The following is a 22,012-nucleotide window of genomic DNA, read 5'->3' as shown; positions in this document are numbered from 1 at the left end:
GCGATCTCATGTCCCCTCCACCCCCGCCACGGCCGGCCGGCCCGACGCCGGCGCCCGGTGCGCGCGGCCCGCCAGCTCGCCCTGCACCGAGGGGACGGCGTCCAGCAGCGCCCGGGTCCGCCGGTGCCGCGGCGCGGTGAACACCTCGGCGACGGGCCCCTCCTCGCACACCCTGCCCTCGTCGAGGACGAGGACCCTGTCCGCCATCCGGGCGATCACGCCCAGGTCATGGCTGATCAGCAGGAGCCCCAGGCCCAGCCGTGTTCTGAGCCCGTCGAGCAGGGCGAGGATATCGGCCTGGATCCGGACATCGAGGCTCGAGGTGACCTCGTCGCACAGCAGCAGCCGCGGCTCGGCGGCCAGTGCCCGTGCCAGGGCCACCCGCTGGCGCTGGCCGCCCGACAGGGTGCGCGGCAGCCGGCCCGCCCACTGCGGATCGAGCCCCACCAGGTCGAGCAGCCGCTCGGTCTCCTCGGCCGCGGCCCGGCGGTCGAGCCCGCGCAGGACGCGCAGGGGCCTGGCGACCGTCGCCCCCACCGTGCGCCGCGGATTGAGCGACCCGTTCGCGTCCTGCGCCACGAGCTGCACGAGGCGGCGCTGGTCGAGGGTGCGGACACGCAGCGGCCCGGGCACCGCGGCACCCGCGAGTTCGATCACACCGGCGTCGGGAGCATGGTGGCCCGTGACGCAGCGCGCCAGGGTCGTCTTGCCTGTCCCGGAACCGCCGAGCAGCGCCACGCACTCGCCCGGATCGATGTGGAACGACACGTCCTGGGAGGTCACCACCCGTCGGCTGCCCCGCCCGTGTCCGGCGCGCAGCCCGCTCACCTTCAGCACGGGCACGGTCTCGGCGACACCGTCGGCCGTCGCCACCGGGCGGTCCGTCGCCTCGCCGATGTCCGGTACCGCGCGCAGCAGTTCACGGGTGTACGCGGCGCGGGGGCGGCCCAGCACCGAGGCCACCGGCCCTTCCTCCACCACGCGGCCGGCCCGCAGGACCGCGAGGCGGTCGGTCAGGCGGGCCGCCGCGGGCAGGTCGTGGGTGATGAACAGCAGGGTCAGATCGCGTTCGGCGGCCAGCCGGGCCACCTCGTCCAGGACGAGGCGCTGGGTGACCACGTCGAGGCCGGTCGTCGGCTCGTCGAGGACCAGGACGTCCGGTTCGGCGGCGAGCACCCGGCCGAGGGCGAGGCGCTGTTGCTGTCCGCCGGACAGCTCGTGCGGGAAACGACGCAGGAAGCCGGGGTCGTCGGGCAGTCCCACGCTGCGCAGGGTGCGGGCGATGTGCCGGGGGGTACGGGCCGCGGCGAGTTCCGAGACCAGGGCGCCGACCCGCATGGTGGGGGTCAGCGCGGCGGCGGGGTCCTGCGGCAGGTACCCCACGGTGTCCCGTCGCAGCCGGCGCAGTTCCCGGCCGCGCAGGGCGAGCGGGTCCCGGCCGGCCACGCGTATCGCGCCGGCCGCGGCCCGAAGTCCGGGGCGCAGCGCGCCGAGCAGGGCGAGCGCGAGGGTGGTCTTGCCCGATCCGGACTCACCCACGACACCGACGTGCTGGCCGGCCCGCACGGTCAGGTGCAGGTCGTCCAGGACGGGCCGCCCGTGGGGGTCGGCCACGGTCAGGCCGGTGACGGAGATCAGCTCCGGTGCGGTGGGCGGCGCGCCGGATGCCCGCCCGGGGCGGGACAGCGGGGGCGCGGGGGCGGCCGGGCCCCCGTGGGCGTCGAAGAGTGCGCTCATGGCACGAACCTCGCGATCGCCCGGTCCAGGGCGAGGTTGACGGAGACGGTGAGCACGGCGAGCCCCAGGGCCGGTGCCGCCACGCCCCAGGGCGCCAGCGTCACGCCTTCCATGTTCTCGCTGATCATGGCGCCCCAGTTGGGGCTGTCCGGGCCGAAGCCGAGGAAGCCCGCGGCGGCGGTGAGCGAGATGGCGATGGCGAGGCGGGTGCCGGCGTCGGCGAGGACGGGCCGCACGATGTTGGGCAGGATCTCGCGGGCCATCACGGCCACCGGCCCGTCGCCGAGCGCGACGGCCTGGTCGACGTATCCGGCGTGCACGACCTGCGCCGTCGCGGCCCGGGCGACGCGGGAGACGAAGGGCACGCCGGTGACGGCGACCGCGGTGACCAGCGTGAGCGTGCGGTAGCCCCAGCCGTGCATCAGTACCAGCAGGACGAGGACCGGCGGCAGCGCGAGCAGCAGGGTGTCGAGGCGGGAGAGCAGTGCGTCGACGCGCCCGCCGAGATAGCCGGCGAGCACTCCGGTCGCGGTGCCCAGGAGGGTGGTGACGGCCGTGGCGAGGAGGGGGACGAGAACCAGCGGGCGGCCTCCGGCGAGGAAGCGGGACCACACGTCACGGCCGTCGCCGTCCGAGCCGAGCGGCAGGCCGGCGCCGGGGTCGTAGGGCGTGGCGGTGATGCGGGCCGGGTCGTGCGGGGCGAGCCACGGCCCGACCAGGGCGAACAGGACGACGACGGCGACGGGCAGCAGCCACGGCAGCGCCGTGCGAGGGCTTGGCCGGGGGGTCGCGGCGTCGTGGTCCCGGGCCCGGGCGCCGTCCGCCGGTGGTGTCGACGGCGATGTCGTCGCCGGGGTCCGGGCGGTCATGTCACCGTCCTTCGGCGTGGGTCGGCCGCCATCGCCAGCAGGTCGGCCAGGAGCAGGCCGCCGACCACCGCGGCGGCCATGAGCAGTCCGATGCCTTCCAGGACGGCCGCGTCGTGGTGCTGCACGGCGCCCACCAGTTCCCGTGACAGGCCCGGGTAGTTGTAGACCTGTTCGACCACGGCCGTACCGCCGACGAGGGTTCCGGCAAGCCAGCCGAAGACCTGTGCGCACGGACCCGCCGCGGTCGGCAGCAGATGCCGCAGCACCACGCGCGCCGGGGGCAGTCCGGCGAGGCGGGCCGCTTCGACGTGCGGGGCGGCCGCCGCGTCCACGACGGCGGCGCGGACCATGCGGCTGGCCCAAGCCGCGGAGAACAGCGTCAGCGCGGCCACCGGGAGCGCCAGCGCCTCCGGGTGGGCGATCAGCGGTTCGCCGAACGGCACCAGGGAGACGGCGGGGAGCACACCGAGCCAGGAGGAGAAGACCAGCGTCAGGATGCCCGCCGTGACGAACTGGGGCACCGAGACCAGGGCCACTGCACAGCCGGAGAGCAGCCGGTCCAGCAGTCCGCCCGGCCGCAGCCCCGCCGCGAGCCCGATCGCGAGCGCCAGGACGACCGTGAGCAGGGCGCACACCCCGGCGAGCAGCAGCGTGTCGGCCAGCGGCCCCGCGATGATCTCGGCGACCGGACGGCGGTCCACCAGGCTGTGTCCCAGGTCGCCGGAGACCGCCGCCCCGATCCAGTCGCCGTAGCGCACCAGCAAAGGCCGGTCCAGGCCGAGTTCGCCGTGCAGACGGGCGATGTCGGCCGCTGAGGCGGAGCCGCCGAGGGCGGCCGCGGCGGCGTCGCCGGGCAGCACCTCGGCGGCGGCGAACAGCACGAACGAGCCGGCCAGCAAGGTGGCCAGGGCGCCGCAGAGCCGCCGGGTGACGGGGACCGCGAGCCGCGCGAGGGACGTCACGCGATCCTGGCCCGGGTGAAGACCGGGGTGGACTGGCTGGACCACACCCCCGACAGTCCGGGTACGGAGGCGTCCAACTGCTCCTGGAATCCCCACAGCAGGTCGCCGCCGGAGGCGAACAGGTCGCGCTGGATGGCGGCGAACGCGGCCTCGCGCCTGCTGTCGTCGACCGTGGCCTGGGCGGCGCCCAGCCGCTTCCAGTGCCGCTTGCCGAGGCCGGTGACGTTGAAGAACGCGCCTTCGGTGGTGGTGGCGGACAGGTGCACGGCGGCGGGCCGGTTGGCGTAGTAGAAGGTCTGGAACGGGATGCGGGACAGGCCCTTGAGGTCGGCGTAGTACGTGTCGGCGGGCACCTGCTGCACGTCCAGGTCCACACCGGCCTCCTTGAGCTGCTGGCCGAGCAGCTTGGCCGCGGCGACGAAGCCGGGCACGGTGTCCGCGGCACGCAGCGTCAGGGAGTCGACCTTGGCGCGGGCGAACAGCCGCTTCGCCTCGGCGACATCGCGCTCTCGGGTTCCGCCCGCGTAGCCGGGCAGGCCCTTGCCGATCAGGTCCTCGCCGGTGCTGCCGAGACCGAGCAGCACCTTCCGCACCAGCGCGGTACGGTCCGCGGCCAGCCGCACCGCGCGCCGCACGTCGGGGTTGTCGAAGGGGGCGAGGTGCTGGTTCATGGCGAAGGACAGGGCGTTGGAGTTGGCCGTGTCGCCGCGCCGCAGCCGAATCGCCCGGTTGGCCCGCTCGGCCTTGGCGCCCGTGGCGGAGATCCCTGAGGCGTAGTCGATCTGGCCGCTTCTGAGGGCGGCGAGGCGGGCGGCGGGGTCGGCGATGAGGGCGAGTTCGATCCGATGGAAGTGCGAGGCGCCGTCCCAGTACCTGTCGTTGACGGCCAGTCGCAGATTTTTCCCGTCGTGCTCCTCGAGCCGGTAGGGGCCGGAGCCGACGCCCTTGGCGAAGTCCTTCTCCCCGGTGCCCTCGGGGAACACCGGGGAGAACACCGCGAGGATGCCTTCCCTGAAGTCGCCGCGGGGGCGTTTGAGTCCCACCTTCAGGGTGTGCGAGTCGACGGCCTTGAGCCGGTCCAGGTCCAGGTCGGCGAAGTTGTTGGCGCGGGTGGACGGCGGGCTGGCCAAGGTGCGCAGCGAGTAGGCGACGTCCGCGGCCCGCACCGGTGAGCCGTCGTGGAACACCGCGCGCCGGCGGATGCGGACGGTCCACTCGGTGGCGTCCCGGTTGGGCTCGACGGACTCGGCCAGTCCCGGTTCGTAGCGGCTGCCCCTGAGGTACATCAGCTGGTCGTACAGGTGGTACATGGCGATGTAGCTGGCGCCGAACCCGGCGTGCCGGGGGTCGAGGCCGATGCTGCCGGTGGCGTCCGACGCCCCGACCCGCAACAGGTCCCCGGCTGCGGCCGACGTGGTCCCGCTGCTCTCGGTGGCGCAGGCGGACAGGGCGGTGGCGCCCGCGGCGGCCGTGGCGGCGGCGCTCCACTGCAGGAAGCGGCGCCGCTCGACGCCGTTGGCCTGTTTCATGGCAGAAGGCTCCTCAGACTCATGGAGGCGTACGGCGGCACCTGCCGTGCGCACGCGCGTGACCGCTGGGGGGAGCGGCGGGACGTGCGGGACTGCGCCCCCGGGCCAGGTCCGTCCGCTCGGCTTGTGCGCGGCGGGCCGTCAGGCCCACCAGTCCCGGGTGCCGCCCTCGTCGGCGCCGCACTGGCGCCAGATCTTGCCGTCGCGCAGCACGTAGACACCGAAGGTGACGACCGTCTCGCCGCGGCATTTCATGGTGCCGCGCATCATGACGGTGTCGTCGGTCTGGATGAACTCGTTCATCTCCACGTGCTCGAGGTCGAGTTCCCAGTACCGCTCCAGCAGTGCGCGGATGTCGGCGCGCCCGCGCACGGTGCCGGTGAAGCGGACCCACTCGGCCTCGGGGTGGTAGAGGTCGACAAGCCCGTCGAGGTCCCGCTCGGCGGTGCAGCGGATCATCTCGGCGAACAGCGGGTGGAGGGCGATGTCGGTGTCCGTGCTCATGACGGGGCTCCTGTCACGTCGAGGGGTGCCGGGGCGGGGCTCACGGGTGCGGCCGGCTCCGTGAAGCGGTCCCGGATGAGTCGTTTGACGACCTTGCCCAGGTCGTTGCGCGGCAGTTCGTCGACCGTGAGGATCCGTTCGGGGATCTCGTGGGCGGCGAGGCCGCTGTCCTTCGCGTGGGCGGCGAGGGTGGCCCTCAGCAGTTCCGGGTCGCGGGTGGCGCCTGCCGCGGGCACGACCGCGGCGGCCACGCCGGCCGTCCCGGTGCCGACGACGGCCACGTCGGCGACCGCCTCGTGCTCCAGCAGGACCGCCTCGACCCGGAGGGACGACACCAGTCCGGCCGGGGTGTGCACGGCGTCGGTCTCGCGGTCGAAGAGATACAGCTCGCCCTCGGTGTCGACGTGCCCGAGGTCCCCGGTGTCGCACCAGCCCCCGTCCGGAGCGCCGTCCGCTTCGGGACCGGCGTCCAGCCGGTCGCGCGGCGGCGCGCCGTCGGCCCGCAGCCAGATCCGGCCGGTCTGCCCCGTGGGCAGCGCCGCACCGTGCTCGTCGGTGATGAGGACGTGGGTGCCGCGGGCGGGACGGCCGACCGACATGGGGCGCGCCGGGTCGAAGGTACCGATGGTCACCGCGGGTTTGGCCTGGCTGGCCGAGTAGGCGCCGATCACCGAGGCCCGGGGCATCGCCGTCAGCAGGGCGCGGGCGAGCGGGGGGTGCAGGAACGCCGACGCGGTCGCCACGGTGGTGACGGACGTCAGGTCGTACCGGCCGAGCGCGCCGTCGCGGGTCATCTGGACGGCGAGGTGGGGGGTCATCATGACCGTGCTCGCCGCGTGGCGTTCGATGAGCGCGCACAGCCGGTCGGCGTCGCCGGGCGGCGCGAGGACGAGGGTCGTCGGGGTGGCGTTGAGGACCATGGAGACGGTCGTGGCGCTCGCGGTGATGCCGAGGTGCACGGACGCCACCATGGGGGTGGGTTCGTCGTGCGCCATCACGGAGGGCGGGCCGCCCGCCGTCGCCAGGTTCTGGTGGGAGACGATCACGCCGCGGGCCGGTCCCGTGGTGCCCGAGGAGTACACGATCTCGGCGGCGTCGTCGGGCCGGTGGGCGAGGTCCACGGGTGCCTCGCCCGGCTGGGACAGTTCGTCGAGCGTCCCGGTCCAGGTGACAGCGGAAGTCTTGGGCGGGGCTGTCCGGCCGTGCACGATGCCGGCCATCCCGCACTGCAGGGCGCGCCGCCCGAGTTCCCCGGCCGGCAGCCCGACCGGCAGATGGAGGACGGTGGCACCGGCCTTGAGCACGCCGAGGTAGGCGACCGCGTAGTCGGCCCAGTCCATGTCACCGAAGAAGATCCCGATCCGGGTGCCCCGCGGGGTGCCGGCCGCGAGCAGCCCGCGGGCCAGTGCCTCCGACCGCCGGTCCCACTCGCCGTAGACCAGGTCGGGGTGGCCGTCGATGACGAGCGCCGTGCGGTCGGGGTGGAGCGCGGCGTGGGAGCGGAGCTGGTGGGTGAGGTAGGAGAACGTCCCCTCCGTCATGGCGTGTTCACCCCACTATCTGGAACGCGACACCGCTGCGGCCCCCGAAGCGGGGAGCGGTGGCCGCGAGCAGGTGGTCGAGGATGAACCGGGCGCGCTCGGCGGGCGGGTCGTCGCTGAGGGAACCGAGATAGCGGTCGTGCGCGGCGAGTGAACGCACCGCGCGCTCGCGGGCGTCGTCATCGACGGCCACGGCGTGCGTGGCCTGCGGGGAGCCGGCGATCGCCACCCGGGCCGCCCGCCAGGGCTCCAGCCCTTCGTCGAGCAGTTCGGGGAAGATCCAGCGGTTGGCCGCGTCGGCGACGGCATCCAGGGCCGCGAGGCCCACGGCGCGGTGGTCGGGGGTGTTCCACGCGCCGGACGCCCACCGGTCGTGGTGGTTGAAGGTGACGATGAGCTGCGGGCGGTGCCGGCGGATGGCGCGGGCCAGGTCGCGGCGCAGGCCGGGGCCGTACTCGATCGTCCCGTCGCAGTGGCCGTCGAGGAAGTCGACCTCGTGCACACCGAGTTCGGCGGCGGCCTTGCGCTGTTCGGCCTCGCGCACCGGCCCGCAGCGGGCCGGGTCGAGGTCACCGATGCCGGCTTCGCCGCGCGTGACGAGGAGGTAGGCCACCTCACGGCCCTGGGCGGTCCACTGGGCCACGGCGGGCCCGGCGCCGAACTCGATGTCGTCGGGGTGGGCGACGATCGCGAGCACGCGGCTGAAGTCGTCGGGCAGTTCGAGCAGGGTGTCGGCCATGGGGGTTTCCTTCCCGGTGGACGAAGGAGGCGGGGGCGGTCAGGCGGCGTCGGCGTCGGTTGGCGCGGGGACCTTGATGACCAGGGCGGCGATCAGGATCGCGGCCGCGGCCAGGCCCGCGCTGGACAGGAACGCGACCGTGTAGCCGTGCGTGCCGTCGAGGCCGCCGACGGCCTGTGTGACCGTGGTCAGCACCGCGAGGCCGAGGGAACCGCCGACCAGGATCGCGGTGTTGAACAGCCCGGACACCGCACCGGCGTCGGCGGGGTCGACGCCCGTGGTGGCGAGCGTGCCCGCCGGCATCATCGTCAGGCCGAGGCCGATGCCGGAGATGATCGTCGGGCCGAGGACGGTGCCGACGAAGCTGCCCGACGACGCGGCGAGGCCGAGCCAGCCCATGCCGGCTCCCAGACACGCGAGGCCCGCGATCAGCATCCGGGTCAGTCCGACGCGGGCCACCGTCTTCATGCAGATCTGGGCGAACACCAGCAGGGTGGCGATCAGCGGCAGATACGCGAGACCGGTCTGCAGTGCGGAGAACCCGAGGATCTCCTGCAGGTAGAGGGTCACGAAGAAGAAGTAGCTCATCTGCGTCGCGCCGAAGATCATCATGATGGCGAGTGCACCGCTGGTGTTGCGCAGCCGGAAGACCTGGAGCGGGAGGAACGGGTGGGCCTGGCGGCGTTCGACGGCGAGGAACACGGCGAACAGCACGGCGGCGACCACCAGAAGGCCGCCGCGCAGCGGAGAGGCCCACGAGCGCTGGGTGTCGAGGAACGCGAAGACGGTCATCAGCAGGGCGGCGGTGAACGTCGCGGCGCCCGCCACGTCGATCGAGGGCCGCTCGTCGGCGCGGCTCTCCTTGATGGTGGTGGCGGCGAGCGCCACGATCGCGGCGCCGATCGGGACGGCGACGAAGAAGCTGAACTCCCAGCCGGGGCCCGACGTCAGCAGTCCGCCGATGATCAGGCCGAACAGCGCACCAGCGGCCTGCGTGCTGCCCCACAGGGCGAACGCCCGCTGCCGCGCCGGTCCCTCGTCGAAGGAGGTGATGATCAGCGACAGGACGACCGGGGCGGTCAGTGCGCCGCCCATGCCCTGCGCGGCCCGCGCGATCACCATGACCGTCGGGTCGGTACTGAATCCGCAGACGACGGATGCCAGCGTGAACACGGTGACGCCGGTGATCAGCACCCGGCGCCTGCCGAAGAGGTCACCGATGCGGCCGCCGAGCGGCAGCAGTCCTCCGTACAGCAAGCCGTAGGCGTTGACGACCCACGGCAGGCCGGACTCGGTGAAGCCGAGATCGCGCTGGATGAAGGGCAGCGCGACGTTGACGATGGTCTGGTCGACCTGGATGAGCAGTTCGGCCATCAGCAGCGTGACGAGGATCAGCCGGACGACCAGGGCGCGGGGGCCTGTGTCGGGGCTCTTCTCGGCGGCTGACCGGCCGTCGGCGGTCCTGACGGTCATGGCTCTCCTGAAATCTCCGTGCCACACCCGCCGCTCGGGCAGGCTTGGTCGAGGCCACGTTAGGGGCGGGGTGGCGGGCGGACTGCTCAATACAGCGCATCGCCGGTGACGGGCCGAAGCGGTGTCCCGCGGGCCGGACACGGCGCGGGGGCCGGCCCACGCGCACGCCCCGGCCTCAGCGGCCGGCCCGGCGGGTTCACCACTCGACGTGCATCGTGCGCGGGGCGCGAATGATCATGTCCGCCTTCCATTCGACCTCGCCGCTCAGGCGCAGACCCGGCATGCCCACGACGAGGGCCTTGAGGGCTTCCTGCAGCTCGACCCGGGCGAGGTGCGCGCCGAGGCAGTGGTGGGCTCCGTGGCCGAAGACCATGTGGCGGTTGTCGGCGCGGTCGATGACGACCTCGTCGGCGTTCTCGAAGACGCGTCCGTCGCGGTTGACCGCGCTCGTGTCGACGATGACCGGCTCGCCCGCGCGCACCAGGACGCCGCCGACGGTCAGGTCCTCCAGCGCGTAGCGCGGGGAGATGCCGTTGGCGGCGAACGGGACGAAGCGCAGCAGTTCCTCGACGGCGGCGGGGATCGCCTCGGGGTCGGCGCACAGCCGCGTCCACAGTTCGCGCCGCTGCTGGAGGACGTGGACGAAGCTGGAGATCTCGCTGGCCGTCGTCTCGAACCCGCCGATGAGGATCGAGATGCACAGGCCGATGAGTTCCGGCTCGGCCAGCCGGTCGTGGGCGTCGCGTGCCTCGATGAGTGCGCTGGTGAGGTCGTCCCGGGGCTCGGCACGGCGCTGCTGCACCAGGTCCTCGAAGTACTTCTGCAGATCCATGAAGCTCTGCACGCACTCCTCGTCGGTCAGTTCACCCGTGGACAGCGCCGCGTCGCACCAGCCGCGCAGCTGCGCCCGGTCCTCCTCCGGCACGCCGAGCAGCTCGCAGATCACGGTGACCGGGATGGCCAGCGCGTAGGAGCCGACCAGCTCGGCGGGCGCGCCTCCGGCCTTCATGTCGGCGACGAGCCCGGCGGCCAGCTCGCCGATCCAGGCCCGCTTGGCCTCGATGCGGCGCGGGGTGAAGGCCTTGGAGACGAGCGTGCGCAGCCGGGTGTGGTCCGGGGGGTCCATCGTCAGGATGCTCTCGGGCACGGGTCGCGGCGTCATGCGCGGCTCGTCCCGCTGGGTGGCCATGTTGCGGGAGAACCGCCGGTCGGTCAGGACGAGCCGCGCGTCGTCGTACCGGGTGACCAGCCAGGCGGGCTCACCGAACGGCAGCTGGACGCGGATCGGGTCGCCGTCCTCGAACAGCTTCGCGTACGACTTTGAGAGTTCGAGTCCCTCGCTCCCGGTGAAGGGGTACGCGACCGGTGCCGGCTTCTCGGTTTCCACTTCGGTGCTCACTGTCGACTGCCTCCTCGGAAATGCCGCCGTGACGCGGCGTCACGCTAACGGCTGAAGCCGCGGCCGCCTGCTCAATCGGGAGCATCCGGAGGAAGTGGCGGGCGGGATACTCCGCCCATGACTCAGATACGGATTCAGGCCACCTTCGTCGTCGACGTCTGGGACGGCACCGACGACGAGCAGGTCGACGGCGGGCCGGTCACCGGTCGCGTCGAACTGACCAAGACCTACACGGAAGGCGACGTGAAGGGCACGGCCACCGGGCACATGGTGACGACCCAGGGCCCCGGTGGTGCCGCCTACGCGGCGCAGGAGCGCGTCACGGGCACCATGGGCGGCCGCACCGGCACGTTCGTCCTTGAGCACCGGGCGACGCAGGTACCGGGCAGCGACCCGGTGACCTGGGCGGGCATCGTGCCCGGTTCCGGCACCGGCGAACTGGCCGGTGTCAGCGGCGAGGGCACGCTGGGCCACGGCACCCTCGACCTGCGGATCGCGTTCCCCGAGGACGGCGCCGCGTAGGCCGGGCCCTTTCAGCCCTTCTCGGCGGCCGCCAGGATCTTCACGGAGGTGTGGAAGAAGCGCCCCGTGGCCCGTACCCCGAACGCCTTCTCCACCACGGGGGCCGGGTTGACCGGGCGGCCGTTGCGCAGACGCCAGCGCACGAACGCCGTGCCCTGGCAGGCGCCCAGCACCTCCCACTCCCCCTTGGGGGAACGCAGCGGGAACGCGCGGCCCGTCAGCGCGCCCGATGTGTAGATCATCGAGTGACGCTCGTCCGCGGCGGGCTGCTGCCCGGCGAAGGGGGAGGCCGCCAGCTCCGCGCGCAGTTCCGCGATCGTGCGCACGATCGTCGGGATCTCGAATCCGAAGGCCTCGGCGAGGCCACCCTCGATACGCTCGACGATGGCCTCCCGGTCGCTGTCCGCGCTGGTGAAGAAGGCGTTACCGCTGGCGATGTAGGTGCGCGCCGCACCGAAGCCCAGCTGGGTGAGGACCTCGCGCAGGCGGGCCATCTCGACCTTGCGCTGCCCGACGTTGACGGCGCGCAGGAAGGCGATGTGGGTCTGACCGCTCGTCATCGGGTCCTCGTCCTCGTCGTTGCCGCCGCGCCGCTCCCGGCGGACCAGGGGCGCCATGGTCTCATGGGGGGCCGTTCGCGCCGCGCCTCAGAAGGTCCGCTCCGCCACCGGGAAGCGGTGGCTCGCCGCGTTCCTGCGGGCCAGGTCGTCGACGAACCCGCCGAGCAGGAGCCGGTCGTCGCGCTGCCAGTGGAAGTGCCCGCCGGGGAAGCGGCGGACCCGGAAGGAACCGCGCGTGTAGCCGCGCCAGCCGTTGAGGTCCGCACCGCGCACCGTCGGGTCCTCACGTCCGGCCATCGCCGTGACGGGCGCGTGCACGGTGGTGTCGAGTCCTTCCTCGTACGTCTCCGCCAGAGTGAAGCCGGCTCGCAGCAAGGGGAGTTGGAGTCGGGCGAGGTTCGCCTCGCCGAGGACGTCGGGGTGTACGGCGGGGTGGCGGCGGGCCCGGAGCAGGAACTCCTCGTCCGGCAGGTGCCCCAGGGGCTCCCCGCGCGCCGGCAGATGCGGGGCCGGGCAGCCGGAGACGTAGAGCCGTTCGGCGACCAGCTCGTGGTCCCACTCCAGGCGGGCCGCGATCTCGTAGGCCAGCAGGGCGCCGAAGCCGTGCCCGTACAGCGCGAAGGGCCGGTCGCACAGGCGGGCCACGGTCGGCATGAGGTCGCGCAGCAGCGGCTCCACGTGGCGGCTCGGTTCCTCGCCCCTGCGGCTGCCGTGCCCCGGGAGTTCCAGCGGTGTGACGGTGATGTGCGGCTGGAGAAGGTGGCCCCACGGCCGGTAGACGCCCGCCGAAGCGCCGAGGTACGGAAGACAGAACAGACGGACGGGCGTACCACTCATGTTTCCCCCCTGGTCCACGGGCCCGCTCGGGGGCCGTTCCTGCCACCGGACCCTACGGACGGATCGCGGCGGCGCCCGTTTTCTTCAGGGGCTCTGCGGTGGGGCCCGAGCGGTCGTGCACCACGAGCTCGTGGCGCTCTCGAGCGGCTCTCCAGGCGCGGTCCATAGCGTCCTGTCGGGGACGACCAGGACCCGGGAGAGGAGAACGCATGACCGGCGCTCTCGTGCACGGCGCAGTCCGGACGCGGCCCCGTTTGATGGCGGTCCACGCCCACCCCGACGACGAGTCCAGCAAGGGCGCGGCGACCATGGCGAAGTACGCCGCCGAGGGCGCCGAGGTCCTGGTCGTCACCTGCACCGGAGGTGAACGGGGCTCGCTGCTCAATCCGCGCTACCCGCGACCGCCCGGGCCGGTGGACATGTCCGCGTTGCGCGCCCGCGAGATGGCCAGGGCGCGGCAGATCCTCGGGGTCCGGCAGTGCTGGCTCGGATACCGGGACTCAGGGCTGCCACAGGGCGGCGAGCCGCTCCCTGGATCCTGCTTCGCACGGACCGACCCGCGGGCGGCCACGGCCCGGCTGGTGCGGCTGATCCGCCGGTTCCGGCCGGACGTCATCACGACGTACGACGAGGACGGCGGTTATCCCCACCCGGACCATGTGATGACACACCGCATCACGGTGGCGGCGTTCGACGCGGCCGGCGACGGCGCGGCGCACCCGCGGGCTGGGCGGCCGTGGCAGCCGCTGAAGCTGTACTACAACCACGGCTCGCATCCGGCGCGCAGCGCGGCGCTGCACCGGACGCTGCGCGAACGCGGCAGCACCGCGCCGTACGCGCCGTTGCCCAACGAGCCGGTCCGGCAGCCGCACATCACCACACGGGTGCCCTGCGCCGAGTACTTCCCGCTGCGCGACCGGGCTCTGCTCGCCCATGCCTCACAAGTGGACCCGCAGGGCATCTGGTTCGCCGTGCCCACTCCGGTGCAGCAGGAGGTGTGGCCCACCGAGGACTACACGCTCGCGCGGTCGCTGGTGGAGACGGAGCTGCCGGAGAACGATCTGTTCGCCGGGATCGTCAGGGGGGCCGGGAGCGTCCGTCCGGACGTCCGGCCCCGCGTGTCCGTGGGGTCCGTGGCGTCCGGGGAGCCGGCGGCTAGGGGCCCGGGGTGAAGACGCCGTCCGCCGCTGCGGACGCGGCGGCGCGGGCCGCCCGGTCGGGCAGGAGCGGGTCGGGCGCGGCCCGCAGCAGGACCAGTTGGTGATAGAGCGGCCCGGTGGCGGCGACGAGCACCGCTCGCGCGGCGGTGTGCGGCGGGACGTCCCCGCGCTCCTCGGCCCGCTCCACGGTGACCTCGCAGCGCGCGTAGCGGTCCTCCCAGAACTGCCGCAGGGCGTTCGCCGCCTGTTCGGAGCGGAAGGAGGCGGCGATCAGTGCCGCGGTGACCGACGGCCGTTCGGTGAGCGCCGCCTGGATCTCGTGGTTCAGCGCCGCCAGATCGCCGTACAGGGTGCCGGTGTCGGGGGGCTGCCAGGCGTCGCCCGTCCCGGCGTCGAGGACATCGGCGAGCAGCCCGCCGACATCGCGCCAGCGCCGGTACACCGTGGTGCGGTGGACGCCCGCGCGGTCCGCGACGGTGTGGACGGTGAGTGCGTCGTAACCGTGCTCGACGAGTTCGGCGCGGACCGCGTCCAGAACCTGGGCGCGGTTGCGGGCGGTGCGGCCTCCGGGCCGCTGAACCGGGGCCGGCACGGTGGAAGGGGGCTGGGCGGCGGCACGGGGACCGGGATGGCCGGTATCCGGTGGTCCGCTTGCTCGTGGCGGTGGCGACATGACAGCATCCTAATGCAACTGATGTCGCACTAGTGAGGTCGTCGATGCTCCTCCGAAGTGTTCGACCGGCCCTGCGGCCCCTGTCGGCCGCCCCTTCCCCGCATGCTTCGGAGCCCTCGAATGCCCACGCAGATCACCCTCCGGTCCGTCACCAAGTCCTTCGACGGGCGGACCGTTCTCGACTCCGTCACCTGCTCGATCCGCGCGGGTGAGCGCGCCGGGATCGTCGGGGAGAACGGCTCGGGAAAGAGCACCCTGCTGCGCCTGCTCGCCGGGGACGAACGCCCCGACCAGGGCGAGGTCGTCGTCCACGCCGACGGCGGCGTCGGCCGGCTCGCCCAGGACGAACAGCTCCCGCCGCACGCCACCGTGCAGGATGTGATCGACCGGGCGCTGGGTGATCTGCGCGCCATCGAGGAGCGCCTGCGCCACCTGGAGGCGTCGATGGCCGACGGCGGCCAGGGCGCCCTGGACGAGTACGGGGACCTGATGACGGTCTTCGAACTGCGCGGCGGCTATGAGGCCGATGCCCGGGTGGAGCGCGCCCTGCACGGCCTGGGCCTAGGTCTGCTGGACCGCGGCCGAAGCGTGGCCGGCCTGTCCGGCGGGGAGCAGGTACGCCTGCGGCTGGCGGCGGTCCTCGCGGCCGGCCCCGAGGTACTGCTGCTAGACGAGCCGACCAACCACCTCGACGCGGACGCCCTGCACTGGCTGGAGGAGCACCTGCGCACGCGGCGCGGCACCACGGTGGCCGTCTCCCACGACCGGATGTTCCTCGAACGCGTCACGACGAGCCTGCTGGAGGTGGACGCCGACCGCCGCACCGTCGTGCGGTACGGCAACGGCTACGCCGGATACCTCGCCCAGAAGGCGGCGGCGCGCGAGCACTGGGCCCAGGCGCACACCCGCTGGCAGGCCGAGGTGGAGGGCCTGCGCGAGGCCGCCGCGACGACCGCCCGGCGGGTGGCCCCGGGGCGGGCGATGAAGGACGGCAACAAGATGGCGTACGACCGGGCGGCGGGACGGGTGCAGCAGTCCCTGGCCGGCCGGGTGCGCCAAGCGGAGGAGCGGCTGCGCCGGCTCCTGGAGGATCCGGTGCCGCCCCCGCCGGAGCCCTTGCACTTCGCTCCGGCGCTGCGGTCGGCACGGGTGCGGGGCTGCGTGCTCGACGCGGTCGGCATCGGTGTCACCGGCCGGCTCGGCCGCACGGATCTGACGATGGCGGCCGGTGAACGGCTGCTGGTCACGGGACCGAACGGCGCGGGCAAGAGCACCCTGCTGCAGGTCCTGGCCGGGGAGCTGACGCCGGACACCGGCTCGGTGACACGCCGGGGCCGGGTCGGCTGGCTGCCGCAGGAGCCGCCGCCCGGCCGGCCCGGGGAGACGCTGCTCGCCGCGTTCGCACGGGACCGGGCGGGCCACGCCGACGAGCACCGCGAACTTCTGCTGTCCCTGGGCCTGTTCGGCGCCGAGCACCTGTCGGTACCGGTGCGGGACCTGTCCACGGGGCAGCGCCAGCGGCTCGCCCTGGCCCGGCTGGTGACGCGGCCGGCGGACGTGCTGCTCCTCGACGAGCCGACCAACCACCTCTCCCCCGCGCTCGTGGAGGAACTCGAGGCGGCCCTGGGCGGTTACGACGGCGCGCTGGTCGTCGTCAGTCACGATCGCAGGCTCCGGCAGCGCTGGCAGGGGGCGCACCTGTCCTTGTCGACGACCGCCTCCCAGGCGGTCCGGGTCTGAGTGACTGCTTCCCAGGTCCGGTTGGCGGGCCACGCGCTCGTCGCGGCGTCCGGCCGGGTCGTGGGCGGGCTGCGCGACCGCCGGTTCGGCGACGGCGCAGCTCCAGGGAGCCGGGAGGCACTTCACCGGGGGGGCCGCCGGCATCGGTCCACCGGGCCCCGCTCCTCCTGCCGCGGCGGGATGCCGACCGGGCGGCCGTAGGCGGCAGCGCACTCGCGCAGGGTGTGGCTGTCGGCCTCCCAGCCGTGCCCGGCCGGCCCACCGGGTCGCCGGACATCTTTCGGGACCGCCCCGACGGCCGCACCCGCTCCCGCTCGTCCGTCGTGGCGTCGGCCTGGGTGATCGGTTCCAGGGGGCTGATGAGTGGGAGCCGGGTTCATGCGCGGCCGGTCGTGCGCGTGCGGCAGGTTCACGAGATCACATCGTCACCGCGCACCTCCTGCGGTGTGGTGTCGCGCAGTTCCCCGTCGAGCATGATCCAGCGCGTGATGCCGATGGACTCCAGGAACGGGATGTCGTGGCTGGCCACGATCAGGGCGCCCTGGTAGGAGGCGAGGGCCGTGGTGAGCTGGCGGACGCTGGCCATGTCGAGGTTGTTGGTCGGCTCGTCCAGCATGAGGAGCTGGGGAGCCGGTTCGGCGAGCATCAGCGCGGCCAGGGCCGCACGGAAACGTTCACCGCCCGACAGGGTCGCCGCCGGCTGGTCGGCACGTGCCCCCTTGAACAGGAAGCGGGCCAGGCGGGAGCGGATCCGGTTGTTGGTCGCGTGCGGGGCGAACCGGGCCACGTTCTGCGCGACGCTCAGCTCCTCGTCCAGCACGTCGAGCCGCTGGGGCAGGAAACGCAGCGGGACGTGTGCGCGTGCCTCACCGGCCACGGGGGCCAGCTCGCCGGTGATGGTGCGCAGCAGCGTGGTCTTGCCCGCGCCGTTGCGTCCCACCAGCGCGATCCGTTCAGGTCCGCGCAGTTCGAACAGGCCTTGGACCCGGGCCCCGTAGGCCAGCTCGAGTTCGCGCAGGGTGAGCACGGTGCGGCCCGGCGGGACGGCGGTGCAGGGGAGGTCGACATGGATCTCGTCGTCGTCGCGGACCGCCTCCACGGCCTCGTCCAGGCGTTCCTTCGCCTCGGCGAGTTTCTCCTCGTGCATGATGCGGTGCTTGCCCGCGGCGACCTGTGCCTGCCGTTTACGCTCCCCCATGACGACCTTGGGTTCGCGTTTGGTGTCCCACATCTTCTGCCCGTAGCGCTTGCGCCGGGCCAGCTTGATCTGGGCGTCCGCCAGTTCGCGCTTCTGTTTCTTCAGGTCGGACTCGGCGACGCGCACCATGCGTTCGGCGGCCTCCTGTTCGGCGGCGAGGGCCTCCTCGTAGGCGGACAGGTTCCCGCCGTACCAGGCGACCTCACCGCCCCGCAGGTCCGCGATCTGCTCGACACGCTCCAGCAGTTCACGGTCGTGGCTGACCACGACCATGACCTTGGACCAGGCCTCGACCGTGGCGTACAGGCGGCGCCGAGCGTGCAGGTCGAGGTTGTTCGTGGGCTCGTCCAGGAGCAGCACGTCGGGCCGGCGCAGCAGCAGCGCGGCGAGCCGCAGCAGTACCGACTCGCCGCCGGAGACCTCGCCGATGGTGCGGTCCAGGCCGATGTGGCCGAGGCCCAGACCGCCGAGCAGGGCGATCGCGCGTTCCTCCACGTCCCAGTCGTCGCCGACGGCGGTGAAGTGCTCCTCGCGCACGTCTCCCGCCTCGATGGCGTGCAGCGCGACGCGGGTGTCGGCGATGCCCAGCGCCTGGTCGACCCGCAGGGCCGTGTCGAGTGTGACGTTCTGCGGCAGATAGCCGACCTCTCCGGCAACCCGTACGGTGCCCGCGGTCGGTGTCAGCTCGCCGGCCATCAACTTCAACAGGGTTGACTTCCCTGATCCGTTGAGGCCGATCAGACCGGTGCGGCCCGGGCCGAAGGCGACCTGGAGACCGTCGAAGACGGGTGTGCCGTCGGGCCAGGTGTAGGTGAGGCCGGCGCAGGTGATGGAGGCCGGGGCGGCGAAATTCGGGTGGGTTGACATACAGGCCTCGCGGTTGCTCGGTGCGAACGGTGGGGGGTGCAACGCGTTCGAGACACCGCGGGCCACGGGCGACAAAAACCTGTACCGGCGGGGAGGACGGCTCGGGATACCGAGGTCTCACACGACGACATGTACGCGGCGACGTGCACGGATGACGTGTGCACTGCGTGACATGCGCGGTGTCTCAGGACCTCAGACGAGCAACGTCCTTCTCCAATCGACGGCAGCAGAACCGCTATACAGCGTATAGCGATGCGTACGGACTGTCAACGACTCGTGCCGGATGGTGTGGCCCACGGGCCCTCCTTGCTGTTTCTGCCCTGAACAGCCTCTGCGGCGCCTTTGCAGTGCTCGGGCGAAAGCCCCCGTGGCCCGCCCGGGCGAGCGGGTCCGCGGGGGCTTCGTGCCGGGTGCTCAGTAGCGGTAGTGGTCCGGCTTGTACGGGCCCTCGATCTCGACACCGATGTACGCCGCCTGCTCCGGACGCAGCTGCGTCAGCTTCACACCCAGCGAGTCCAGGTGCAGCCGCGCCACCTTCTCGTCCAGGTGCTTGGGGAGCACGTGCACACCCGTGGGGTACTCGGACTGCTTCGTGAACAGCTCGATCTGTGCCAGCGTCTGGTCCGCGAACGAGTTCGACATCACGAACGACGGATGCCCCGTCGCGTTGCCCAGGTTCAGCAGACGCCCCTCGGACAGCACGATGACGACCTTGCCGTCCGGGAACGTCCAGGTGTGGACCTGCGGCTTCACCTCGTCCTTCACTATCCCGTCGATCCTCGCCAGGCCCGCCATGTCGATCTCGTTGTCGAAGTGGCCGATGTTCCCGACGATCGCCTGGTGCTTCATCCTGGCCATGTCGCCCGCCATGATGACGTCCTTGTTCCCGGTCGTCGTGACGAAGATGTCCGCGGTGTCGACCACTTCGTCCAGCGTCGTGACCTGGAACCCGTCCATCGCCGCCTGCAACGCGCAGATCGGGTCGATCTCCGTGATGATCACGCGCGCACCCTGACCCCGGAGCGACTCCGCGCAGCCCTTGCCCACATCGCCGTAACCGCACACGACCGCCGTCTTGCCACCGATCAGCACATCCGTGGCCCGGTTGATGCCGTCCACCAGCGAGTGCCGGCAGCCGTACTTGTTGTCGAACTTCGACTTCGTCACCGCGTCGTTCACATTGATCGCGGGGAACAGAAGGGAGCCCTCACGCTGCATCTCGTACAGGCGGTGCACACCTGTCGTGGTCTCCTCCGTGACACCACGGATCCCGGAGGCGATGGCCGTCCAGTCGAGTGCGCTGTTCTCCAGCAGACCGCGGACGACGGCGAGTTCCTCGTTGTCGGCGTCGGGCAGGGCGCCCGTCTTCTGGTACTCGACGCCCTTGTGGACGAGGAGGGTGGCGTCACCGCCGTCGTCCAGGATCATGTTCGGGCCGCCGGTCGGCGAGCCGGGCCACGTCAGGGCCTGCTCCGTGCACCACCAGTACTCCTGAAGCGTCTCGCCCTTCCACGCGAAGACGGGGATGCCGGCGGCGGCGATCGCGGCGGCCGCGTGGTCCTGAGTGGAGAAGATGTTGCACGAGACCCAGCGGACCTCGGCGCCCAGTGCGGTCAGCGTCTCGATGAGCACGGCCGTCTGCACCGTCATGTGCAGGGAACCGGTGATCCGTGCGCCCTTCAGCGGCTGTGCCCGCGCGTACTCCTCGCGGATCGCCATCAGGCCGGGCATCTCGTGCTCGGCGAGGGTGATCTCCTTGCGGCCGAACTCGGCCAGGGAGAGGTCGGCGACCTTGAAGTCCGTGAAGTCAGCCGGCGGCTGCGAGGGCATGGGTGCTCCTTGGGATGCGGATGCCGCGACGGGTGCTCTGGATGTTCCGGTGGATCTCGAGCGTCGCGGTGGACCGGTTGAGGGTGATGTAGTGCAGCCCGGGCGCCCCCTCGGCGAGCAGCCGCTCGGCCATGACGGTGGCGTACTCGACGCCGATCCGGTGGCCCTCGGCGGGATCGCCGTCGGCGGCTTCGAGACGGGCGGCCAGCGCAGCGGGGAAGCGGGCGTCGGACAACTCGGCGAACCGGCGGATCTGCCGCGCGTCGGTGGCCGGCATGATCTCGGGAATGATCGGGGTGTCGCAGCCCGCGGCCACGACCCGGTCGCGCAGCCGCAGATAGTCCTCCACGTCGAAGAACATCTGCGTGACGGCGTAGTCCGCGCCGGCCCGGCACTTGGCGACGAAGTGGCGGATGTCGCTACTCCAGTCGGGCGAGCGCGGGTGCCGTTCGGGGAAGGCCGCGACACCGACGCTGAAGTCCCCCGACTCCCGTACGAGCCCGACCAGTTCGTGCGCGTACGTGAAGCCTTGGGGGTGCGGTGTCCAGACCGCACCGGGATTGCCCGGAGGGTCACCCCGCAGGACGAGCACATCGCGCACGCCCGCGTCCGCGTACTGGCCGATGATGTGGCGCAGCTCGGCCACCGAGTGCCCCACTGCGGTCAGGTGGGCGACCGGACGCAGGGTCGTCTCGGTGGCGATGCGCCTGGTGACCTCCACGGTACGGTCGCGGGAGGAGCCGCCGGCCCCGTAGGTGACGGAGACGAACGTCGGCGAGAGCGCCTCGATCCGGCGGATCGCCTGCCACAGCGTGCGGCTGCCCGCTTCCGTCCGGGGCGGGAAGAACTCGAAGGAGAAGCTGGGGCTGCCGCTCGCCAGGACCTCGCGCAGCGTGCTCACGTACGGCCTCCGGCGTTGAAGTAGCTCGCTTCGGGATGGTGGACGACGATCGCGTCGGTGGACTGCTCGGGGTGGAGCTGGAACTCCTCGGACAGCACGACGCCGATACGCTCCGGCTCCAGCAATCCGGCGATCTTGGCCCGGTCGGCGAGGTCCGGGCAGGCGGGGTAGCCGAGCGAGTAGCGGCAGCCTCGGTACTCGGTGCGCAGCATGCCGTCGAGCGAGGCCGGGTCGGCGCCCGAGATGCCCAGCTCGGCCCGGACCCGGGCGTGCCAGTACTCGGCGAGCGCCTCGGCCAGCTGCACGGACAGCCCGTGCAGTTCGAGGTAGTCCCGATAGGCGTTGGCCTCGAAGAGCCGCGCGGTCTCCTCGCCGATCCTCGAGCCGACGGTGACGACCTGGAGCCCGACCACGTCCGTCTCGCCGGACTCCTCGGACCGGAAGAAGTCGGCCAGGCACAGCCGCCGGCCCCGGCGCTGACGCGGGAAGGTGAAGCGGGTGCGCTCGCCGCCCAGCTCGTCCAGGATGATCAGGTCGTCGCCCTTGGACACGCACCGGAAGTACCCGTGGACGACGGCGGCCTCCAGCAGGTTCTCCGTGCGCAGCCGGTCCAGCCACATCCGCAGCCGCGGCCGCCCCTCGCTCGTGATGGTGTCGCCCTTGAGCCCCCACTGGCCCTTGAACAGGGCGTTCTCGTCGAGCCAGGAGGCGTACTCGTTGAGCTGGATGCCCTTGACGACGCGGGTCCCCCAGAACGGCGGCGTGGGGACGGGGTTGTCGGTGGCGACGTCGGAGCGGACGTGGCCTTCCTCCGGGTGTTCCTCCACCGCGGCGGCGGCCCTCGCACGTACCCGGCGCTGCTTCAGCTCGGGCAGTTTCGCGCCGGGCACGCCCCGCTTGACGCCGATGAGGGCGTCCATCAGGCGCAGGCCCTCGAAGGCGTCACGGGCGTAGCGGACCTCGCCCTCGTA

Annotated in this window: 19 protein-coding genes; 3 read left to right on the top strand and 16 right to left on the bottom strand. The window is 72.6% G+C overall.

From position 1 onward, the window contains the following. Positions 1-6: 6 nt before the first annotated feature. The 9 genes from ACFY9E_RS39685 to ACFY9E_RS39645 all read right to left on the bottom strand — a co-directional run bounded on the left by ACFY9E_RS39685 (position 7) and on the right by ACFY9E_RS39645 (position 10,753). Entirely contained in the window at positions 7-1,737 is a 1,731-nt protein-coding gene (locus tag ACFY9E_RS39685) for an ATP-binding cassette domain-containing protein (RefSeq protein WP_390993443.1), read from the bottom strand. After that, complete coding sequence (locus ACFY9E_RS39680; protein WP_390993441.1) at positions 1,734-2,606, bottom strand: ABC transporter permease subunit; 873 nt, start codon at positions 2,604-2,606, stop codon at positions 1,734-1,736. Before ACFY9E_RS39680 ends, ACFY9E_RS39685 begins: the two co-directional genes overlap by 4 nt. After that, positions 2,603-3,568, bottom strand: a complete 966-nt coding sequence (locus tag ACFY9E_RS39675) for an ABC transporter permease subunit (RefSeq protein ID WP_390993439.1) — start codon at positions 3,566-3,568, stop codon at positions 2,603-2,605. The genes ACFY9E_RS39680 and ACFY9E_RS39675 overlap by 4 nt, the downstream gene beginning before the upstream one ends. Further along, positions 3,565-5,097, bottom strand: coding sequence for an ABC transporter substrate-binding protein (locus ACFY9E_RS39670; RefSeq protein ID WP_390993437.1), 1,533 nt, complete (start codon positions 5,095-5,097; stop codon positions 3,565-3,567). Before ACFY9E_RS39670 ends, ACFY9E_RS39675 begins: the two co-directional genes overlap by 4 nt. Positions 5,098-5,238: 141 nt before the next feature. Continuing rightward, positions 5,239-5,601, bottom strand: coding sequence for a nuclear transport factor 2 family protein (locus ACFY9E_RS39665; protein WP_390993435.1), 363 nt, complete (start codon positions 5,599-5,601; stop codon positions 5,239-5,241). Further along, positions 5,598-7,142: an AMP-binding protein gene (locus ACFY9E_RS39660; protein WP_390993433.1), complete on the bottom strand. Its 1,545-nt coding sequence runs from the start codon at positions 7,140-7,142 to the stop codon at positions 5,598-5,600. The genes ACFY9E_RS39665 and ACFY9E_RS39660 overlap by 4 nt, the downstream gene beginning before the upstream one ends. Positions 7,143-7,149: 7 nt before the next feature. Next, positions 7,150-7,881, bottom strand: a complete 732-nt coding sequence (locus ACFY9E_RS39655) for a PIG-L family deacetylase (RefSeq protein WP_390993431.1) — start codon at positions 7,879-7,881, stop codon at positions 7,150-7,152. Positions 7,882-7,920: 39 nt separating this feature from the next. Continuing rightward, the gene (locus tag ACFY9E_RS39650) at positions 7,921-9,354 is read right to left on the bottom strand and encodes an MFS transporter (RefSeq protein ID WP_390993429.1); all 1,434 of its coding nucleotides are present in this window, start codon (positions 9,352-9,354) and stop codon (positions 7,921-7,923) included. Between the two features lie 196 nt (positions 9,355-9,550). Further along, positions 9,551-10,753, bottom strand: a complete 1,203-nt coding sequence (locus ACFY9E_RS39645; RefSeq protein WP_390993427.1) for a cytochrome P450 — start codon at positions 10,751-10,753, stop codon at positions 9,551-9,553. 117 nt (positions 10,754-10,870) lie between these two features. On the opposite strand from ACFY9E_RS39645, the gene ACFY9E_RS39640 reads away from it, so the two are divergent. Continuing rightward, positions 10,871-11,275 carry a DUF3224 domain-containing protein gene (locus ACFY9E_RS39640; protein ID WP_362050566.1) on the top strand — a complete coding sequence of 135 codons (405 nt, stop codon included), beginning with the start codon at positions 10,871-10,873 and terminating at the stop codon, positions 11,273-11,275. Positions 11,276-11,286: 11 nt separating this feature from the next. On the opposite strand, the gene ACFY9E_RS39635 is transcribed toward ACFY9E_RS39640, so the two are convergent. Further along, positions 11,287-11,892: a DUF1697 domain-containing protein gene (locus ACFY9E_RS39635; protein WP_390993425.1), complete on the bottom strand. Its 606-nt coding sequence runs from the start codon at positions 11,890-11,892 to the stop codon at positions 11,287-11,289. 30 nt (positions 11,893-11,922) lie between these two features. Continuing rightward, positions 11,923-12,672 carry an alpha/beta fold hydrolase gene (locus ACFY9E_RS39630; protein WP_390993423.1) on the bottom strand — a complete coding sequence of 250 codons (750 nt, stop codon included), beginning with the start codon at positions 12,670-12,672 and terminating at the stop codon, positions 11,923-11,925. A gap of 257 nt (positions 12,673-12,929) precedes the next feature. Between ACFY9E_RS39630 and mca the strand changes: the two genes are divergently transcribed. Next, positions 12,930-13,844 (top strand): mycothiol conjugate amidase Mca, encoded by a 915-nt coding sequence (gene mca / locus ACFY9E_RS39625; RefSeq protein WP_390993479.1) that lies wholly within the window; start codon positions 12,930-12,932, stop codon positions 13,842-13,844. On the opposite strand, the gene ACFY9E_RS39620 is transcribed toward mca, so the two are convergent. After that, positions 13,828-14,424, bottom strand: coding sequence for a TetR/AcrR family transcriptional regulator C-terminal ligand-binding domain-containing protein (locus ACFY9E_RS39620; protein WP_390993421.1), 597 nt, complete (start codon positions 14,422-14,424; stop codon positions 13,828-13,830). The two genes, mca and ACFY9E_RS39620, sit on opposite strands and share 17 nt — an antisense overlap. Before the next feature lie 201 nt (positions 14,425-14,625). Between ACFY9E_RS39620 and abc-f the strand changes: the two genes are divergently transcribed. After that, positions 14,626-16,245 (top strand): ribosomal protection-like ABC-F family protein, encoded by a 1,620-nt coding sequence (abc-f, locus tag ACFY9E_RS39615; RefSeq protein WP_390993419.1) that lies wholly within the window; start codon positions 14,626-14,628, stop codon positions 16,243-16,245. Positions 16,246-16,654: 409 nt separating this feature from the next. Here the strand turns inward: abc-f and ACFY9E_RS39610 are convergent, their stop codons facing one another. The 4 genes from ACFY9E_RS39610 to ACFY9E_RS39595 form a co-directional block, all read right to left on the bottom strand. Next, entirely contained in the window at positions 16,655-18,310 is a 1,656-nt protein-coding gene (locus ACFY9E_RS39610; RefSeq protein WP_390993418.1) for an ATP-binding cassette domain-containing protein, read from the bottom strand. Between the two features lie 414 nt (positions 18,311-18,724). Next, a complete protein-coding gene (ahcY, locus tag ACFY9E_RS39605; protein WP_390993416.1) occupies positions 18,725-20,140 on the bottom strand; it encodes an adenosylhomocysteinase in 1,416 nt (471 codons plus the stop codon). Beyond that, positions 20,118-21,041, bottom strand: coding sequence for a methylenetetrahydrofolate reductase [NAD(P)H] (gene metF / locus ACFY9E_RS39600; protein ID WP_390993414.1), 924 nt, complete (start codon positions 21,039-21,041; stop codon positions 20,118-20,120). Before metF ends, ahcY begins: the two co-directional genes overlap by 23 nt. Beyond that, the coding region (locus ACFY9E_RS39595; RefSeq protein ID WP_390993412.1) for a vitamin B12 dependent-methionine synthase activation domain-containing protein at positions 21,038-22,012 on the bottom strand (975 nt) is incomplete at its 5' end. The genes metF and ACFY9E_RS39595, both read right to left, overlap by 4 nt.

The organism is Streptomyces sp. NPDC012466 (assembly GCF_042955215.1).
Taxonomy (GTDB): domain Bacteria; phylum Actinomycetota; class Actinomycetes; order Streptomycetales; family Streptomycetaceae; genus Streptomyces.
This window is presented reverse-complemented; position numbering and strand designations above follow the sequence as displayed.

Bases quoted from the DNA above. Each gene is read 5' to 3' on its own strand.
- ACFY9E_RS39610 (WP_390993418.1), bottom strand. From the start codon at position 18,310: ATGTCAACCCACCCGAATTTCGCCGCCCCGGCCTCCATCACCTGCGCC.
- mca (WP_390993479.1), top strand. From the start codon at position 12,930: ATGGCGGTCCACGCCCACCCCGACGACGAGTCCAGCAAGGGCGCGGCG.
- ACFY9E_RS39660 (WP_390993433.1), bottom strand. From the start codon at position 7,142: ATGACGGAGGGGACGTTCTCCTACCTCACCCACCAGCTCCGCTCCCAC.
- ACFY9E_RS39685 (WP_390993443.1), bottom strand. From the start codon at position 1,737: ATGAGCGCACTCTTCGACGCCCACGGGGGCCCGGCCGCCCCCGCGCCC.
- ACFY9E_RS39635 (WP_390993425.1), bottom strand. From the start codon at position 11,892: ATGGCGCCCCTGGTCCGCCGGGAGCGGCGCGGCGGCAACGACGAGGAC.
- ACFY9E_RS39680 (WP_390993441.1), bottom strand. From the start codon at position 2,606: ATGACCGCCCGGACCCCGGCGACGACATCGCCGTCGACACCACCGGCG.
- ahcY (WP_390993416.1), bottom strand. From the start codon at position 20,140: ATGCCCTCGCAGCCGCCGGCTGACTTCACGGACTTCAAGGTCGCCGAC.
- ACFY9E_RS39665 (WP_390993435.1), bottom strand. From the start codon at position 5,601: ATGAGCACGGACACCGACATCGCCCTCCACCCGCTGTTCGCCGAGATG.
- abc-f (WP_390993419.1), top strand. From the start codon at position 14,626: ATGCCCACGCAGATCACCCTCCGGTCCGTCACCAAGTCCTTCGACGGG.
- ACFY9E_RS39630 (WP_390993423.1), bottom strand. From the start codon at position 12,672: ATGAGTGGTACGCCCGTCCGTCTGTTCTGTCTTCCGTACCTCGGCGCT.
- ACFY9E_RS39655 (WP_390993431.1), bottom strand. From the start codon at position 7,881: ATGGCCGACACCCTGCTCGAACTGCCCGACGACTTCAGCCGCGTGCTC.
- ACFY9E_RS39670 (WP_390993437.1), bottom strand. From the start codon at position 5,097: ATGAAACAGGCCAACGGCGTCGAGCGGCGCCGCTTCCTGCAGTGGAGC.
- ACFY9E_RS39650 (WP_390993429.1), bottom strand. From the start codon at position 9,354: ATGACCGTCAGGACCGCCGACGGCCGGTCAGCCGCCGAGAAGAGCCCC.
- ACFY9E_RS39640 (WP_362050566.1), top strand. From the start codon at position 10,871: ATGACTCAGATACGGATTCAGGCCACCTTCGTCGTCGACGTCTGGGAC.